The sequence below is a fragment of the Salipiger sp. CCB-MM3 genome (genome assembly GCF_001687105.1).
Taxonomy (GTDB): Bacteria; Pseudomonadota; Alphaproteobacteria; order Rhodobacterales; family Rhodobacteraceae; genus Salipiger.
The window spans coordinates 929,484-942,781 of the sequence record NZ_CP014596.1 but is presented as its reverse complement, the minus strand read 5'-3'; the positions used below and the strand labels follow the sequence as shown (position 1 = coordinate 942,781).

Sequence of the window (13,298 nt, the reverse complement as noted above, 5' to 3'; positions counted from 1 at the left end):
GCCGCACGCCGCGCCGCCGCATGACCGCTTGGAGCCCTTTCGTGACATTCAGGCTGATCGCATGGCGCATACTTCTTTCGCAGGCGCGGCATGGCCCTCATATCCACCCGACAGAGTAAGGTGATTGTGGCTTGTTCTGTGATTGCTTGGCGCGAGGCGCTTCTCTTCAGCGATGAACGTGTACAATCCGCAGAACATGTTCCAGCGCGGCGAACTCAAATTCAGACGTCTTGCTCCCCGGATCGGAAATAGACCGTGGCGCAAGACTCGCGTCTTGCTGCGCCTTACCGGCCTCGAGCACCCGGCCTTCGATGACCGTTCCCCAGACGCCGATGTCCAGCAACTCCTCGGGCTCAGCGCTCATCGGGTTCTTGTCGAGGATTGTCAGGTTGGCGCGCTTGCCGGGGACGATGCTTCCGATCTCGTTCTCCATCTTCAGCGAATAGGCGGCCTCGATGGTCACCCCGCGCAGTGCCTCTTCGACGGTCACCGTCTGATCCGGCGCGGCGACGCGACCGGAGCTCGTCTGCCTGGTGACCGCACACCACATCAGGAAGAGCGGGTCGGCAGGTGCCATCGGCATGTCCGAATGCAGGGACCAGCGGATACCGGCCCGCGACAGGTCTCCGAGGCGAACCATGGCATCAGCACGCTCGGAGCCGAGGCCGACCTCGGAGTATTGATCCGCAAGAGCGGTAACATAGTAGGGATTCCCGCTCACGATGGCGCCCAAAGCCCTGATCCGCTCCACCTGATCAAAGGCGCTGACTGCAAAATGCACGATGAGGGTGCGATGATCGTAGCGGGGGTTGCGGCGCAGGTTCAGCTCCAGCGTGTCGAGAACCCGGTCGAGACCGGCATCGCCGTTCACATGGACATGCAACTGGTAGCCCGCATCCCAATAGACGCGAAATGCCCGCTCGAAGAGCTCGCGGTCCATCATCCATTCGCCGTGGTGCGCGTCGAGATAGGGCTCCCGGACCTGCATGAGCTGCGAATAGATTGCGCCGTCCGAGAACAGCTTGGCTTGCTTCGGCGCGAGGCTTGTCATGCCTCCGTACCAAGAGGCCAGTTCCTCGGAGCGGGCGATCACCTCGGCATCGTCGGGATAGCGCGCCACCAGGCTTTTCGCGTCGACGATGAAAGACCAGCGGAAGGGCATGTCGGGACTGGAGAAGACGGCGTTGACGGCGTCCTGCACGGGCTTTGCCAGAATGCCGCCCGGTTCATTGCCGAAGGTGATGCCCTTGCTGTGCATGTAGTCCCGGCTCAATTCGAGCCCGGCGCGCAGCCGTTCGGGGCTTGCGGCCAGGGATGCGATGTTCGGCATGACGGCAAAGAAACCCTGCTCCCAGAACCGTCCCTCCTCGAGGTTGGACTGCGCCCGCGACGTGTCGTCGAAGGCATCGACGATCTCCTGCGTAACACCACCCGCTTTGAGCGCCGCGCTGTTCAGGATCATCTCGTGACAGGACCGTGCCCAGACCAGAATGGGCCGCTCGGTGCTGATCGCATCGAGGTCGGCCCGCGTCAGCGCGCCGTAGAAGGCGGGATGGTAACCCCAGCTCATGAGCGGCTCTCCTGGAGCACCGCTGTCCGCCACGGCCTTGGTCAGGCGGGTGACGAAGTCCTTTCTGTCCTTGACCGCCGGAACCGTACCGGTGGGCAGCGCCCAGTCTTCGATCGAGAGAATCTCGGACGACATGGTCAGTGCTGCGAGCACCGGATGATCATGCTGGGCGATGAAGCCGGGCACGATGACCTTATCCGCGAAGCGCGCGTCGTATCGCCGGGGCTGGTCCCCGACGATGGCCTCGACCTCATCGACAGAACCGGTCGCCAGGATGCGGCCACCCACAACCGCAACGGCCTCTGCGATGGGCCGCGAGGGGTCGAGGGTGACGATCTCGCGGGCCTGGAAGATGGTCACCTCGGGCGACGAGACGATCGAGGCTCCGATATCCGACAGGGACGTCGTATCAGCCACGGAACGTAAAGAGGTGGCCGCGAGCGCGGCACCTGCCACGCTCCCGAGCAGAACCGATCTGCGATGGATGTTGGTCATGGAAAAGCCCTCCCTAAAATGGTCCGAGGATAGCAGAAATATCCTTGCCGAGGCATGCTGCGCATTGCAGAGAACGGGTGACCCGCCCGCAAACCAATGCACGCGGAATTTCTCTGTCGCGACCTGCCGCTCGCGTGCCAAATTTCCGAGTCGAGCCCGAAGTTAACCTTGGACGCGGCAAATGAACGATGCTTGACGCAAGGCAGCTATGCTTCAATTTCCTACGGCATTCGCAACCGGATCAAATGAGGGTCGTTCGCGTCGGGCTTGAGCAGGATGAACAAATTGGCGAAGTCGGTCTGACTTACCTCAATCTCCTCGGCTACACCAAGGCTCTCAAGAATGTTTGGGATAGTCTCAGTGTGGCCGACGACCAGAACCGCCTCCTCTTCATGGTCGAAACTCAGCGCATCGATCAGTCCGGCAGTGTTGGCGCGGCTCACTGAGTTCAAGGGTAGTCCCAGAGTTTCGGCGATGATCGCCCCAGTCTGATGGGTGCGTTTCGCATCTGAGGTGAACACGACGTCTAGACCTACGTGTTCCAGCATTTTCGCCCACGCAGCAGCCCTTGCTTTTCCTTCGTCAGTGATTGCAGGGTCGTCCCCGGTTAGTTCCTTCTCAGCATGGCGGATGATGTAAACAGCTTCTTGCGCCTTTGTGGCGAGCGCAGTTGCCATGACAGCCAGAATTGTCAGAAAAAGCAATCGCATGAAAACCATCCTTGCCCTCCTTTGTCTGGCGACGAGAATAAGATACCATAATTCTGCGAGAAACGAGCGATTGAAGTAACGGCAGTTTTGTCCGCCAAGTGTGAGTTCGCCCTTGCCCCATCTATGCAACCGCGGCGAATGGCAGGTCTTGGGAAGCGGCGCCGCAGCGGGGTGACGACAGGGCCGACCATGCATTTGCATTTAATCCGGACCACTCGATGGGGTCAGCTCACCCATTTTGTAGTCGCTGCGCTACCCGAGCAGGATAGTGCCACCAAGAGCCACCGTGCATAGGAGTACTGTCTCAAGAAACACCATGGCAATCGCGCTGGAGCCCACCTGCAGCACACGCCCCAAAGAGGTCCGGAGACCGACCGCCGCAATGGCGATCAACAGCAGCCAGGACGCAAGGGTCTGCGCGGCGGAAAGCAGCCAGCCGGGAATGAGCCCGGTCGAGGAGACCAGACAGGCCGCGATAAAACCGAGCACGAAGAGCGGCAGGATCGGAGGACGCTTGCCGCTCGTCGGAGCGCTGCCGCGGGTCGCGAATGCAATCCCGAGCACGATAGGCCCAAGCAGCGCCACGCGCAGCAATTTGACCACCGTCGCCGTATCGCCGACCTCTGGTGACATCGAAAATCCGGCACCCATCACCTGCGCGACATCGTGGATCGAGGCCCCGATGAAGATGCCGGCCTGCCGAGGAGCCAGCCCGAGCCACTCGGCGAGGATAGGGTAAAGCACCATCGCGAGGGTCGACATGGTCGTGACCGTCGCAACGGTGAAGATCAGGCGTTCCTCCGAACGTTCATCCTTTGGCAGGACCGCCGCGATGGCGACGGCAGCGGAGGCTCCGCAGATCGCCACCGAACCGCCGGTCAGAAGCCCGAACTTCCAACCGCGTCCGAAGATGCGCGACAGCCCGAGACCTGTCGCGATCGTCAGGAACACCAGTCCCGCGATCAGCGCGAGTACTGGCAATCCGAGCGCAGCAACGGCCGCGACGCTCACCCGGAAGCCAAGGAACGCAACGCCGATACGCAGCCCGGTCGTCGAGGCGGCTCGGATGCCAGTAACACAGCGGCTGTCCTCGGAGAGGAAGTTGAGCGCGATCCCGAAAAGCATCGCCATGAGCATGGCCGGGGCGCCGTAATGTTCGGCGATGTAGCGCGCGGCCAGTGCCACCAGAACTGCGACGGCCAGCCCGGGGAAGATGCCGGAAGCGCGCGTCCGAAGCGCGCCGAAAGGTTGGGTGAGATAGGTCAATGGGTCAGAATCTTCGACAGGAAGTCTTGGGCCCGGGCGCTCTCGGGCGTCGCGAAGAACTCTGCGGACGGACGGTCCTCCACGATGGCCCCGGCATCCATGAAGACCACGCGATCGGCGACCTTGCGGGCAAATCCCATTTCGTGGGTAACGACCATCATGGTCATACCTTCCTGCGCAAGCTCGACCATCACGTCGAGAACCTCGTTAATCATCTCGGGATCGAGCGCAGAGGTCGGTTCGTCGAACAGCATCGCGATGGGATCCATCGCGAGGGACCGGCTGATGGCGACACGCTGCTGCTGACCGCCCGAGAGCTGCCCCGGGAACTTGTCGATATGCGGCAGAAGCCCGACGCGCGCGATCAGCGCCTCGGCTTTCACCATCGCTTCATCCCGCGACCGACCAAGCACCTTCTGCTGCGCGAGGCAGAGATTCTCGCGCACGCTCATGTGCGGATAAAGCTCGAAGTGTTGGAACACCATGCCGATGCGCGAGCGCAGTTTCGTCAGGTTCGTGCGCTTCGCCGTCACGTCCGTGCCGTCGACGGTGATGGTCCCCTGCTGCACCGGCTCAAGGCCGTTCACGGTCTTGATCAGCGTCGACTTCCCCGACCCCGAGGGCCCACAGACAACGACGACCTCGCCGCGGTCCACATGCGTCGAGCAATCGGTGAGAACCCGGAAATCACCGTACCACTTGGACACGTTCTCCATGGTGATCATGCGGTTTTTCCTTTCAGTTTCCGGACGAAGAGAGAGCCGGCGAAGCAAATTACGAAGTAGACGCAGGCGGCGAAGACATACATCTCGATAAGACGACCTTCGGTGCGTGCGACGATGGACGAGGTGGTCATCAGGTCGCGCAGCGACACGACGAAAACGAGGCTTGTGTCCTGGAACAGGATGATCCCTTGGCTCACCAGGATCGGGATCATGTTGCGGAACGCTTGCGGCAGGATGACGTATCTCTGCGCCTGCCAGTAGGTCAGCCCATGGGCGAAGGCCGCCTGCGACTGTCCCTTTCGGACCGATTGGATGCCAGCGCGGATGATCTCCGAGTAGTAGGCGGCCTCGAAGAGCACGAAGGCGATCAGCGCCGAATAGAAGCTGCCAACCGGCCTGCCGATCGCAAGCGGGACCAGGAAGTAGAACCAGAAGATCACCAGGATCAGTGGCACCGAGCGGATCAGGTTCACGTAGCCCGCCGACAGCAGCGACACCGGCAGCACGCCCGACAGCCGCATCAGGGCAAGGCCCGTACCAAGCACCAAGCCGCCGATGATGGAGAGAAAGGTCAACCCGAGCGAAAGCCCCAGCCCCTGCAAGAGGAAAGGCAGATTGCTCGCGATGACGCCAAAGTCGAAACCTTCTGTCATCACTTGGACCCCACATAACCTGGAATGCGCGTGTAGCGCTCGAGCAGCATCGCGATGGCGGTGGCCATGAGCGCGATGCAGACGTAGATGACCGTCGCGGCGGTGTAAGCCTCGAACCCCTGGAAGGTGTACTCGGCGATCTGCTGGCTCTGCGCTGTCAGTTCGAGCAGGCCAATGGTGAGCGCCAGCGAGGAATTCTTGAATATCGTCAGGAATTCCGATGTGAGCGGCGGCACGATGAGCCGGAACGAGATCGGCAGAAGAATGTAGCGGTAGGTCTGCGCGACTGAAAACCCGTTTGCGTAGGCCGCCGCGGTCAAAGACGTGCCAACGGATTCAATGCCTGCACGCACCTGCTCGGCGACCCGGCTGGCCGTGTAGAGCCCGAGCGCGATGACCGCCGTCACGTATTCCGGATTGGGCATGTCGCGCTTCATCCAGCGTCCGACATCTTCTGGGACGACCTCGGGCATGACGAAGTACCACAGGAACATCTGCACAAGCAGCGGCACGTTGCGGAAGAGTTCGACGTAGGCCGTGCAAATGAAAGCGATTGGCTTTGAGGGCAGAGTTCGGCCTACGCCAACCAGCACACCGATGCTCAACGCGATAACCCAGGCCGCCAATGCGACGGCAAAGGTCCAGAGCGTCCCGGAGACGAGCCAGCCGAAATACTCCGGCTGGAAGAGGACGCCCCAGTTCCAATTATAGTCCATGCTGCGTCCTCCGATCTCAGCAGATTTCCAAGATCATTCCGGAAGAGCACCCAGCTGGAACGCGGCTTCAAGCAGCGGGGTCATTTCCACGCCCATCGGGCCGAACCACTGATCGTAGATCTCGGTGATCTCGCCCGAGCGGAAAACCTCCGCGAGAGCCGTCTTGCCGATAAGCGCGAAGTCCGCGTCACCCTTCGGCACCATGATCGCGTAGGGGTCGAAGGAGAGGAAATCACCAACCACCGCATATTGATCCGGCGTCTTGGATTTCTGCTTCAGCCCGTAGAGGAGGATGTGGTCCGTCGAGTAGGCATCGACGCGGTCGGTCTCCAGCGACAGCATGCCTTCGGCGTGGTCGCGCACCGGCAGCACCTTGATATCAAGCCCTCGCTCTTCGGCCGCGGCCTTCACGGCGCGCTCATTGGTCGTGCCCTGCGCCAGGGCAATCGTCATCCCATCGAGATCGTCGACCGACGAAATGCCGCTGTCGGCTCGGACGAGGAGCTTGGTGCCGGTGACAAACGTCGTGGGCAAGTAGCCGACCTGTTCTTCGCGCGTCAGCGTATCGGTGGTCGAGCCGCATTCAAGATCGATCGTGCCATTCGCCATCAGCGCGATGCGGGTCTTGGGATTGACCGGAGTCCAATCGATTTCGAGTTCTTTGCCGACAGAGTTAGAAACGGCTTCGACGACCTTCATGCACAGGTCGATCGTGTAGCCGACCGGCTTCTGGTTCTCGTCGAGGTAGCTGAACGGCACTGAGCTTTCGCGATACCCGATGCTGATCGAGCCGGTCTCGGCAATCTTGTCGAGACGACCCTCGGCCTGTGCGGGCAGCGTTCCGAAGGCCAGAGCAGCAGCGGCGAGTGTGGATATGAGTTTCATTCTTAGTCTCCCTGTTGGATGTTTAGGCTATTGTTATTTTTAGTCGTTTTCCCAAAGCGCCGGATAGCCGAACAGCGCTGCCGAGCCACCCGTATGCAGGAAAACAATGTTTGCTGCGCCAGCGAAGCGGCCCTTCCTGGTAAGATCGATCAGTCCATCGAGGCCCTTGCCCGAGTACACCGGATCGAAGAGCAGCCCTTCGAGCCGCGCGAGCAGCGAGACCGCGGACTTCATGCCCTCCGTCGGCAGCCCGTAGCCGGGGCCAACGTAGTCACAATTCGCCTCGACCTTCAGGTTCGCAATGTCGGCGCCAAGCCCCAGATGCTTCAGGGTTCGCGTGGCGAGATCGCGGACCATGGCCTCCTGCTTCTCGCGCGGCGCGCGCACCCCGATGCCCAGAAGTTCGATATCGGAGTCCAGCGCCGCGAGTCCGGCCACCAGGCCCGCCTGCGTGCCAGACGAGCCCGTGGCGTGAACGAGGGCGTCGATCTTGAGCTTCATGGCGTCTGCCTGAACCATTAGTTCGCGGGCACATTCGACGTAGCCAAGGGCGCCTGTCTCGTTGGAGCCGCCACCCGGGATGATGTAGGGCGACTTGCCCTCAGCGCGCAGCTCTGCGGCGAAGCGTTCCATTTCCGCGACCATGTCCGTTCCACCGGGATGACGTTCGATCGTCGCTCCGTGCAGGACATCGAGCATGACGTTGCCCGAATGGTTGTAAGCCATCTCTTCCGAGCCGGTGCGGTCTTCGAGAAGGATGTGGCACCCGAGGCCGAGCCGGGCTGCGGCCGCTGCCGTCTGGCGCGCGTGATTGGACTGAGTGGCGCCTTGCGTGATGACGCAGTCGGCGCCTCCTTCGAGAGCGGCCGCCATCAGGAACTCCAGCTTTCGCGTCTTGTTCCCGCCGGTCGACAGGCCAGTGCAATCGTCGCGCTTCACCCAGATGCGCGGGCCACCAAGGTAGTCGGACAGGCGATCGAGCGGCTCGAGCGGCGTCGGAAGGTGACCGAAACGCAGCCGCGGGAACTGCGTGATAGCCATCTCAAGTCGTTTAAGGCGATCCGTCGCCAGTTCCAGGTCAGCCTGCATCGTCTTCTCCTTCATGCTTAGCTCCTTTTTGGGTAACACTTGAAAATTCAGGCCCAAAATGCCGATTGCGCAGGCCGCCAATACTTTTAGTATGGGCAAGATGGATCTGAAGCTCATCGAAGATGCGCTGGCCCTTCTTGAGGAGCGCAACCTGACGCGGGCCGCCGCACGGCGAAACGTCACGCAACCTGCCTTCTCGCGCAGGATCCGGGCACTCGAGGATTGGATCGGGGTACCGCTGCTCGACCGACAGACGAATGCCGTGCAATTGCTGCCCGGCCTGATCGACAACGCTGCGGAATTCCGCGCCGTTCTGGCGAGGGTTGAGCAATTTCGCGAAGCCATTGCTCAGAGCCGCCCTCAGGGCCGCAAGGTGGAACTTGCGACCCAGCACGCCCTTGCCACCAGCGCCGTACCCTCGGTGCTCCGCCAGTGCGCGGAGCATGTGCCCGGAATCGACTGGAAGGTGAACACCATGAACCGGGAGGACTGCATTGCCGTCTTTCTCCGAGGCGACGTGGACATCCTGCTGTGCTACGAAGCGCGCGGCTTCCCGCCTCTTCCCTTCGACGCGACCATCACGCGCCGTCTTTGGATGCACGACACGTTGCTTCCCATTGTTGGCGGACGGCATCGCTACCGGCTCGGGGCCGACGGCTCCGTGCCAGAGGATGTGCCGGTTATTGCCTACCCGCCCGGCAGCCATTTTGGCCGACTCATGGAGAGAACCGGCACCGCCCACTCCTTCGGGCCGGGGCGCCGCGACATGGTCGAGACCGACTTTACCGTCGGCGTCTTCGATCTTGTACGGGACGGGTTCGGCGTTGGCTGGGTGCCGCACTCGATGTGCCGGGAGGCGCTTGGCTCCGGAAAGGTCCAAGGTCTTCAATCGCGCTACGGAGCTGTGCCAATTGACGCAACGCTTTTTGCGTCGACGAGCAACGAATTAGCAAAGAGTCTCATTGATTCAGGGCCGCACGGAGCCAGACAAGCGATTCCTGATATTTCGGAGGGAAGAAATGAAAATAAGAACATCCAAGGATTTAGGCGGCAATGATGCTGGTAACCTTGCGTGGGCCTTGATGCTGCATAAATAGCCCCACGTTTCTTAGACACCTTCTTTTTTCAGTTTCTGCTGCTCATCATGGCCTCCTTGCCTCAAAATTGGCGAAGGAGGCGTCCACGATACACGGGGCGATTCAAAGATGTCCTGACTGCAGACGCTACCCACGACTCATACAGCATAGCGGTCACTGCGAGCAAAAAGCTTTATCTCACCTAAATCCTGGGGAGCGACCATGGAAGCGCAACGCCGGGCCTAATCCAGCGAGATGGGATCAAACGCGATGAAATCGGTGAAAGCAGCTGCAATGCGAAGATCGAGGTTGCCAAGCGGGCCGAGTAGGTCTCTCCTTTAGCTACATGCTGGGGAGGTCTACGACATGAGATGTGTCGCCCTATCGGTTGTGCTTGCTCTTGGCCTGCCGATCGCCGCGGTCGCTGATCCTGCGACTGAGTGTGGCGGGAGTAGCCAAATCGAGATCGGGGAGTGTGTCACCGACGCTCTGGAGAGGGTCGATGCCGCGCTCGACGTCTATCTGAGGTCCGCTATGATCTCAGCCGAAGAACTCGACGACGTGACGGGGCGTACTGTAGCCGTCCCGGCGCTCGGGGCTTCGCAGGCTACCTGGTCAGAGTACCGCGACGCTCAGTGTGAGTACGTGGGCGCCACGTTCGGAGGCGGCTCGGGCACCGCCATTGGGATCAACTCGTGCAGGATCGAGCTCGGTCGAGAAAGAGCGATCGAACTCATGCGCTACGCTCGGTGAAAGATGACCTGCTCTTCGCTAAAACGGCTTTTCCGCATCGTCTGTCTCCTCGTTTGGAGAACAGGCTAACTTCAAACCGCGGACTTTTCAGGGGAGCAGGTCACCGACCTTCATCCTCCGAAAATGCTGCGCGATGGACGAATGGCCGGTCTGGTGAAGTTGCACCGCGGCGATCGGCCAGAGACTGAACGGCAGGTCTGGGCCGGGAGCGACGGCCGCCGCTGCCCGCCAGGCGCAAGACCCGCTGCGGCGCCGCATGTCGGCTCCGAGCCCATCAGCGACTTTCAGGCATGCCCCAGCAACGAGAACTCCTTCGCAGGAGCGGCTATGTGCTCGGCCCTTTGAAGTCTTGCGGCGGCGCAGGGTTGCTGTCACTGACCTTGGCGTGTCTCTCTCGGAACATCATTGCGGGCTGGAACACCCGCCAAGAAACGCCGCCTTCAGTCCACATCATCCGTTGTTAGCCATTCCCCGAGGGCTGAGGCGCCCGCGCTGGCGTGTGAAATCGGGGCAGGTCTTTTCAAGTCGTTCCCAGCGCGTCGCCGTAAAGATATGGCTCCCCTCACTACAAAATGTCTCGAACGCTGGACCCAAGCACTGTAACAATGTGTCCCTATCAGCGCCTGCTCTTTCCGCAGAAAGTAGAGCAATATCAAGTAGGTTGTAGCTATGGGAAAACGCGACTCTCACTTCTATTGGCAATGAGGAATACAGGTCGTCCGCTTCCTCAACTGCCTCTTGTTGTTGGTGTTCGAGGCGCCAGTTGCGAATCGTCTCATGATCTCTTCTTAGGATTGGCCCAATGTAGTATTGCACGCACAGATCGACGGCTTCCGATACGCGGTCTCGTTTGGTCCCTGAGAACGTTGTATAGCCGGAAGCGAGAATTGCGATGACCGACAGAACGATTGCTATCCAATCCAGCGCCAGTTTGTTTTTCAGGATTTCCATTACAATCTGCCATGCCCCGGCACAACGTCATGCAAAAAGACAGGCGAAAGGCCGGAGTCTTTCGCCTGTCACCACCCGGAATTGTGGCTTACGTTATTTGCAAAGACGAGTAGGATCACACATTGCGCCCTCCATTGAAAGTTCGCCCAAGACTAGTCCCCATCAAGAGTAGCCCCCTATTGATACCTGTCAAGTGAACTTGAGCGGTGTCAGGAAATCGTGTTCGGATGAAGGTGCGGTGGGGGGGCAGCAGTTTGAGCGCATTCAGATAGGATCTGTCCGCATTGTTTCGGGCGGCGCGCCGGCGGGCGTAACCGTATAACTAGTGGGCGTCCTTGCGCGATGCATGGCCTGGAGTGCTCTCGCCCCGCAATTTCCCGACTAGCGGTTTCCGAGCACCGCCGCTTTTCCGCAGCCGCGAAGAACCTACTGGCTTGCGCAGCGAATGTCCGCAAGGTCCGCACAGTGTGAGTTCGCCCATGCCTCGGCTTCGCAGCCGCGGCAAATGGCCGGTCCTGGGAAGCTGCGCCGCAGCGAATGACGTTAGTACAGGCGACGGAAAAGGGCCGAAGCTGCCCTGAACGCCTGGCACAGTAAGGTCGACTTGGCTGGCTCCGCTGGGAATGTCCGCTGTCGCAAAAGCCGTCGGGTGGTTTCGCGGTTGTCGCGAGCTCGTGTTTCCCGCCCAGCGGCCGGACAACTCGATGAAGCGTGGAGCTATTTTGGCGCTCAAGCATCCTTTTCCGCACGGCTCAGAGGCCGCCAGTGAACCCTCCTCGGCTCTTCTTGGCATGGGGTACATCCTGAACCTTTGACAGATGAAGGCCCGGCTCATACCTGACCTGCATGACAACTCCGCAGTTCCGATCTCCACTTCACACCACGCTCCGCGACCGGGAGCCTGCTTTTGCCGCGATGTCTCGGCTAGCAGCGGTAGGCGGCGTCTCCGCAGCTGATTTCGGCCGCGATGTCGAGATTCCCTTTACCGCAGTGCTTAAGGGTGAGCAGTCGAGTCTGGAGGCTCTCGGCCACCTTTGTGGGCAGCCGGGCGGAGTTTTCCGCGAGTGGACACCCAAGATTGTTGGATCGGCCAAGCGCAGCATTCGGGACCATCTCTTCCCTGTGCGTCCGTTACTGACGTCCGAAGTGCGGGGTTGCCCTTGCTGCCTTCGCGAAGATGAGCCAGCCCCTTTGAAGTGGTCCACCCACGAAGCCTGAAATCCGATAGGATTTCGGCGAACAGGAGGACTACGGAATGGCTGGAAAGCGTGAGAAGCCGGAAGACATTGTCACCAAGCTGCGTCAGGTCGAGGTGTTGCATGGCCAGGGCCTGTCGATGGCCGATGCGGTGCGGCAGATCGGGATATCGCAGCATACCTTTTACCGGTGGCGGAAGCAGTATGGTGGGATGAACCGGGCACAGTTGTCGCGGCTGAAGGAACTCGAGAAGGAGAACCTGAGGCTGCGGCGGGCGGTATCTGACCTGACGCTCGAGAAGCTGATCCTGACCGAGGCTGCCCAGGGAAACTTCTAAGCCCTTCGCGCCGCCGCGAATGCGTGGAGCATGTGCGCCAGACACTCGGCATCTCCGAACGCCGGGCCTGCCGGGTGCTCGGCCAACACCGCTCCACGCAGCGCAAGCCACCACAGGGCCGGGAAGACGAGGCGCGGCTGACCGCCGACGTCATCGATCTGGCCCGGGAGTATGGCCGCTACGGCTACCGCCGGGTCGCCGTGCTGCTGCGGCGTGCCGGCTGGCAGGTGAACCACAAGCGGGTGGCGCGCATTTGGCGGCGCGAAGGGCTCAAGGTCCCACACAAGCAGAAGAAGCGCGGCAGGCTCTGGCTGGACGATGGCTCTTGCGTGCGGCTGAAGCCCGAGCACCCCAACCACGTCTGGTCCTACGACTTCGTGCAGGACCGGACCAGTGACGGCCGGACCTACCGGACGCTCAACATCCTCGATGAATATACGCGGGAGGCGTTAATGATCCGTGTCGACAGGCGACTGAACTCCACCGATGTCCTGGACGCCCTGACCGATCTCTTCATCCAGCGCGGCCCGCCGCGGTTCATCCGGTCCGACAACGGCCCGGAGTTCATCGCGCAGAAGGTGCGCGACTGGATCGAGTTGGTGGGGGCGAAGACCGCGTACATCGAGCCGGGGTCACCCTGGGAGAACGGTTATTGCGAGAGCTTCAACAGCAGGTTCAGGGACGAACTCCTCAATGGCGAGGTCTTCTACTCGTTGAGGGAGGCGCAAATCCTCATCGAACAATGGCGAAAGCACTACAACACCGCTCGGCCGCATAGCGCTCTTGGATATCGGACACCGGCACCGGAGACTTTCATCCCCATAGATCGAAGGCCGACCATGCATTAGCATTTAACCCGGACCACTCGATGGGGT

13 protein-coding genes are annotated in these 13,298 nt (G+C 60.9%); 4 read left to right on the top strand and 9 right to left on the bottom strand.

Annotated elements, in window-relative coordinates; all coding sequences use genetic code 11:
• Positions 1-166: 166 nt before the first annotated feature.
• The 8 genes from AYJ57_RS18045 to AYJ57_RS18010 form a co-directional block, all read right to left on the bottom strand.
• Positions 167-2,065: an amidohydrolase gene (locus tag AYJ57_RS18045; protein WP_066109239.1), complete on the bottom strand. Its 1,899-nt coding sequence runs from the start codon at positions 2,063-2,065 to the stop codon at positions 167-169.
• A 221-nt stretch (positions 2,066-2,286) separates the two neighbouring features.
• Positions 2,287-2,775, bottom strand: a complete 489-nt coding sequence (locus tag AYJ57_RS18040; RefSeq protein WP_193789535.1) for a SixA phosphatase family protein — start codon at positions 2,773-2,775, stop codon at positions 2,287-2,289.
• A gap of 252 nt (positions 2,776-3,027) precedes the next feature.
• Entirely contained in the window at positions 3,028-4,041 is a 1,014-nt protein-coding gene (locus tag AYJ57_RS18035; RefSeq protein WP_066109233.1) for a YeiH family protein, read from the bottom strand.
• A complete protein-coding gene (locus tag AYJ57_RS18030) occupies positions 4,038-4,766 on the bottom strand; it encodes an amino acid ABC transporter ATP-binding protein (protein WP_066109230.1) in 729 nt (242 codons plus the stop codon). Before AYJ57_RS18030 ends, AYJ57_RS18035 begins: the two co-directional genes overlap by 4 nt.
• A complete protein-coding gene (locus tag AYJ57_RS18025; protein ID WP_066109227.1) occupies positions 4,763-5,419 on the bottom strand; it encodes an amino acid ABC transporter permease in 657 nt (218 codons plus the stop codon). The genes AYJ57_RS18030 and AYJ57_RS18025 overlap by 4 nt, the downstream gene beginning before the upstream one ends.
• Positions 5,419-6,135, bottom strand: a complete 717-nt coding sequence (locus AYJ57_RS18020) for an amino acid ABC transporter permease (RefSeq protein ID WP_066109222.1) — start codon at positions 6,133-6,135, stop codon at positions 5,419-5,421. Before AYJ57_RS18020 ends, AYJ57_RS18025 begins: the two co-directional genes overlap by 1 nt.
• Before the next feature lie 33 nt (positions 6,136-6,168).
• Positions 6,169-7,020, bottom strand: a complete 852-nt coding sequence (locus AYJ57_RS18015) for an amino acid ABC transporter substrate-binding protein (protein WP_083191358.1) — start codon at positions 7,018-7,020, stop codon at positions 6,169-6,171.
• A 39-nt stretch (positions 7,021-7,059) separates the two neighbouring features.
• Complete coding sequence (locus AYJ57_RS18010) at positions 7,060-8,061, bottom strand: D-cysteine desulfhydrase (RefSeq protein ID WP_083191399.1); 1,002 nt, start codon at positions 8,059-8,061, stop codon at positions 7,060-7,062.
• Positions 8,062-8,167: 106 nt separating this feature from the next.
• Between AYJ57_RS18010 and AYJ57_RS18005 the strand changes: the two genes are divergently transcribed.
• Positions 8,168-9,166 (top strand): LysR substrate-binding domain-containing protein, encoded by a 999-nt coding sequence (locus AYJ57_RS18005; RefSeq protein WP_066109219.1) that lies wholly within the window; start codon positions 8,168-8,170, stop codon positions 9,164-9,166.
• 385 nt (positions 9,167-9,551) lie between these two features.
• The gene (locus tag AYJ57_RS18000) at positions 9,552-9,938 is read left to right on the top strand and encodes a lysozyme inhibitor LprI family protein (RefSeq protein WP_066109216.1); all 387 of its coding nucleotides are present in this window, start codon (positions 9,552-9,554) and stop codon (positions 9,936-9,938) included.
• A gap of 450 nt (positions 9,939-10,388) precedes the next feature.
• Here AYJ57_RS18000 and AYJ57_RS25950 read toward each other — a convergent pair whose 3' ends face one another.
• Entirely contained in the window at positions 10,389-10,889 is a 501-nt protein-coding gene (locus AYJ57_RS25950; protein ID WP_157374247.1) for a hypothetical protein, read from the bottom strand.
• Between the two features lie 846 nt (positions 10,890-11,735).
• On the opposite strand from AYJ57_RS25950, the gene AYJ57_RS26650 reads away from it, so the two are divergent.
• Both AYJ57_RS26650 and AYJ57_RS17990 read left to right on the top strand, forming a co-directional pair.
• Positions 11,736-12,107 carry a TniQ family protein gene (locus tag AYJ57_RS26650; RefSeq protein ID WP_083191356.1) on the top strand — a complete coding sequence of 124 codons (372 nt, stop codon included), beginning with the start codon at positions 11,736-11,738 and terminating at the stop codon, positions 12,105-12,107.
• Between the two features lie 37 nt (positions 12,108-12,144).
• A protein-coding gene (locus tag AYJ57_RS17990; protein WP_157373999.1) for an IS3 family transposase occupies positions 12,145-13,271 on the top strand; the annotation gives its coding sequence in 2 pieces (ribosomal slippage) (positions 12,145-12,409 and positions 12,409-13,271; 1,128 coding nt in all).
• Positions 13,272-13,298 lie beyond the last annotated feature (27 nt).

Bases quoted from the DNA above. Each gene is read 5' to 3' on its own strand.
- AYJ57_RS18045 (WP_066109239.1), bottom strand. From the start codon at position 2,065: ATGACCAACATCCATCGCAGATCGGTTCTGCTCGGGAGCGTGGCAGGT.
- AYJ57_RS18040 (WP_193789535.1), bottom strand. From the start codon at position 2,775: ATGCGATTGCTTTTTCTGACAATTCTGGCTGTCATGGCAACTGCGCTC.
- AYJ57_RS18030 (WP_066109230.1), bottom strand. From the start codon at position 4,766: ATGATCACCATGGAGAACGTGTCCAAGTGGTACGGTGATTTCCGGGTT.
- AYJ57_RS18025 (WP_066109227.1), bottom strand. From the start codon at position 5,419: ATGACAGAAGGTTTCGACTTTGGCGTCATCGCGAGCAATCTGCCTTTC.
- AYJ57_RS18020 (WP_066109222.1), bottom strand. From the start codon at position 6,135: ATGGACTATAATTGGAACTGGGGCGTCCTCTTCCAGCCGGAGTATTTC.
- AYJ57_RS18015 (WP_083191358.1), bottom strand. From the start codon at position 7,020: ATGAAACTCATATCCACACTCGCCGCTGCTGCTCTGGCCTTCGGAACG.
- AYJ57_RS18010 (WP_083191399.1), bottom strand. From the start codon at position 8,061: ATGGCTATCACGCAGTTCCCGCGGCTGCGTTTCGGTCACCTTCCGACG.
- AYJ57_RS18005 (WP_066109219.1), top strand. From the start codon at position 8,168: ATGCCGATTGCGCAGGCCGCCAATACTTTTAGTATGGGCAAGATGGAT.
- AYJ57_RS18000 (WP_066109216.1), top strand. From the start codon at position 9,552: ATGAGATGTGTCGCCCTATCGGTTGTGCTTGCTCTTGGCCTGCCGATC.
- AYJ57_RS25950 (WP_157374247.1), bottom strand. From the start codon at position 10,889: ATGGAAATCCTGAAAAACAAACTGGCGCTGGATTGGATAGCAATCGTT.
- AYJ57_RS26650 (WP_083191356.1), top strand. From the start codon at position 11,736: ATGACAACTCCGCAGTTCCGATCTCCACTTCACACCACGCTCCGCGAC.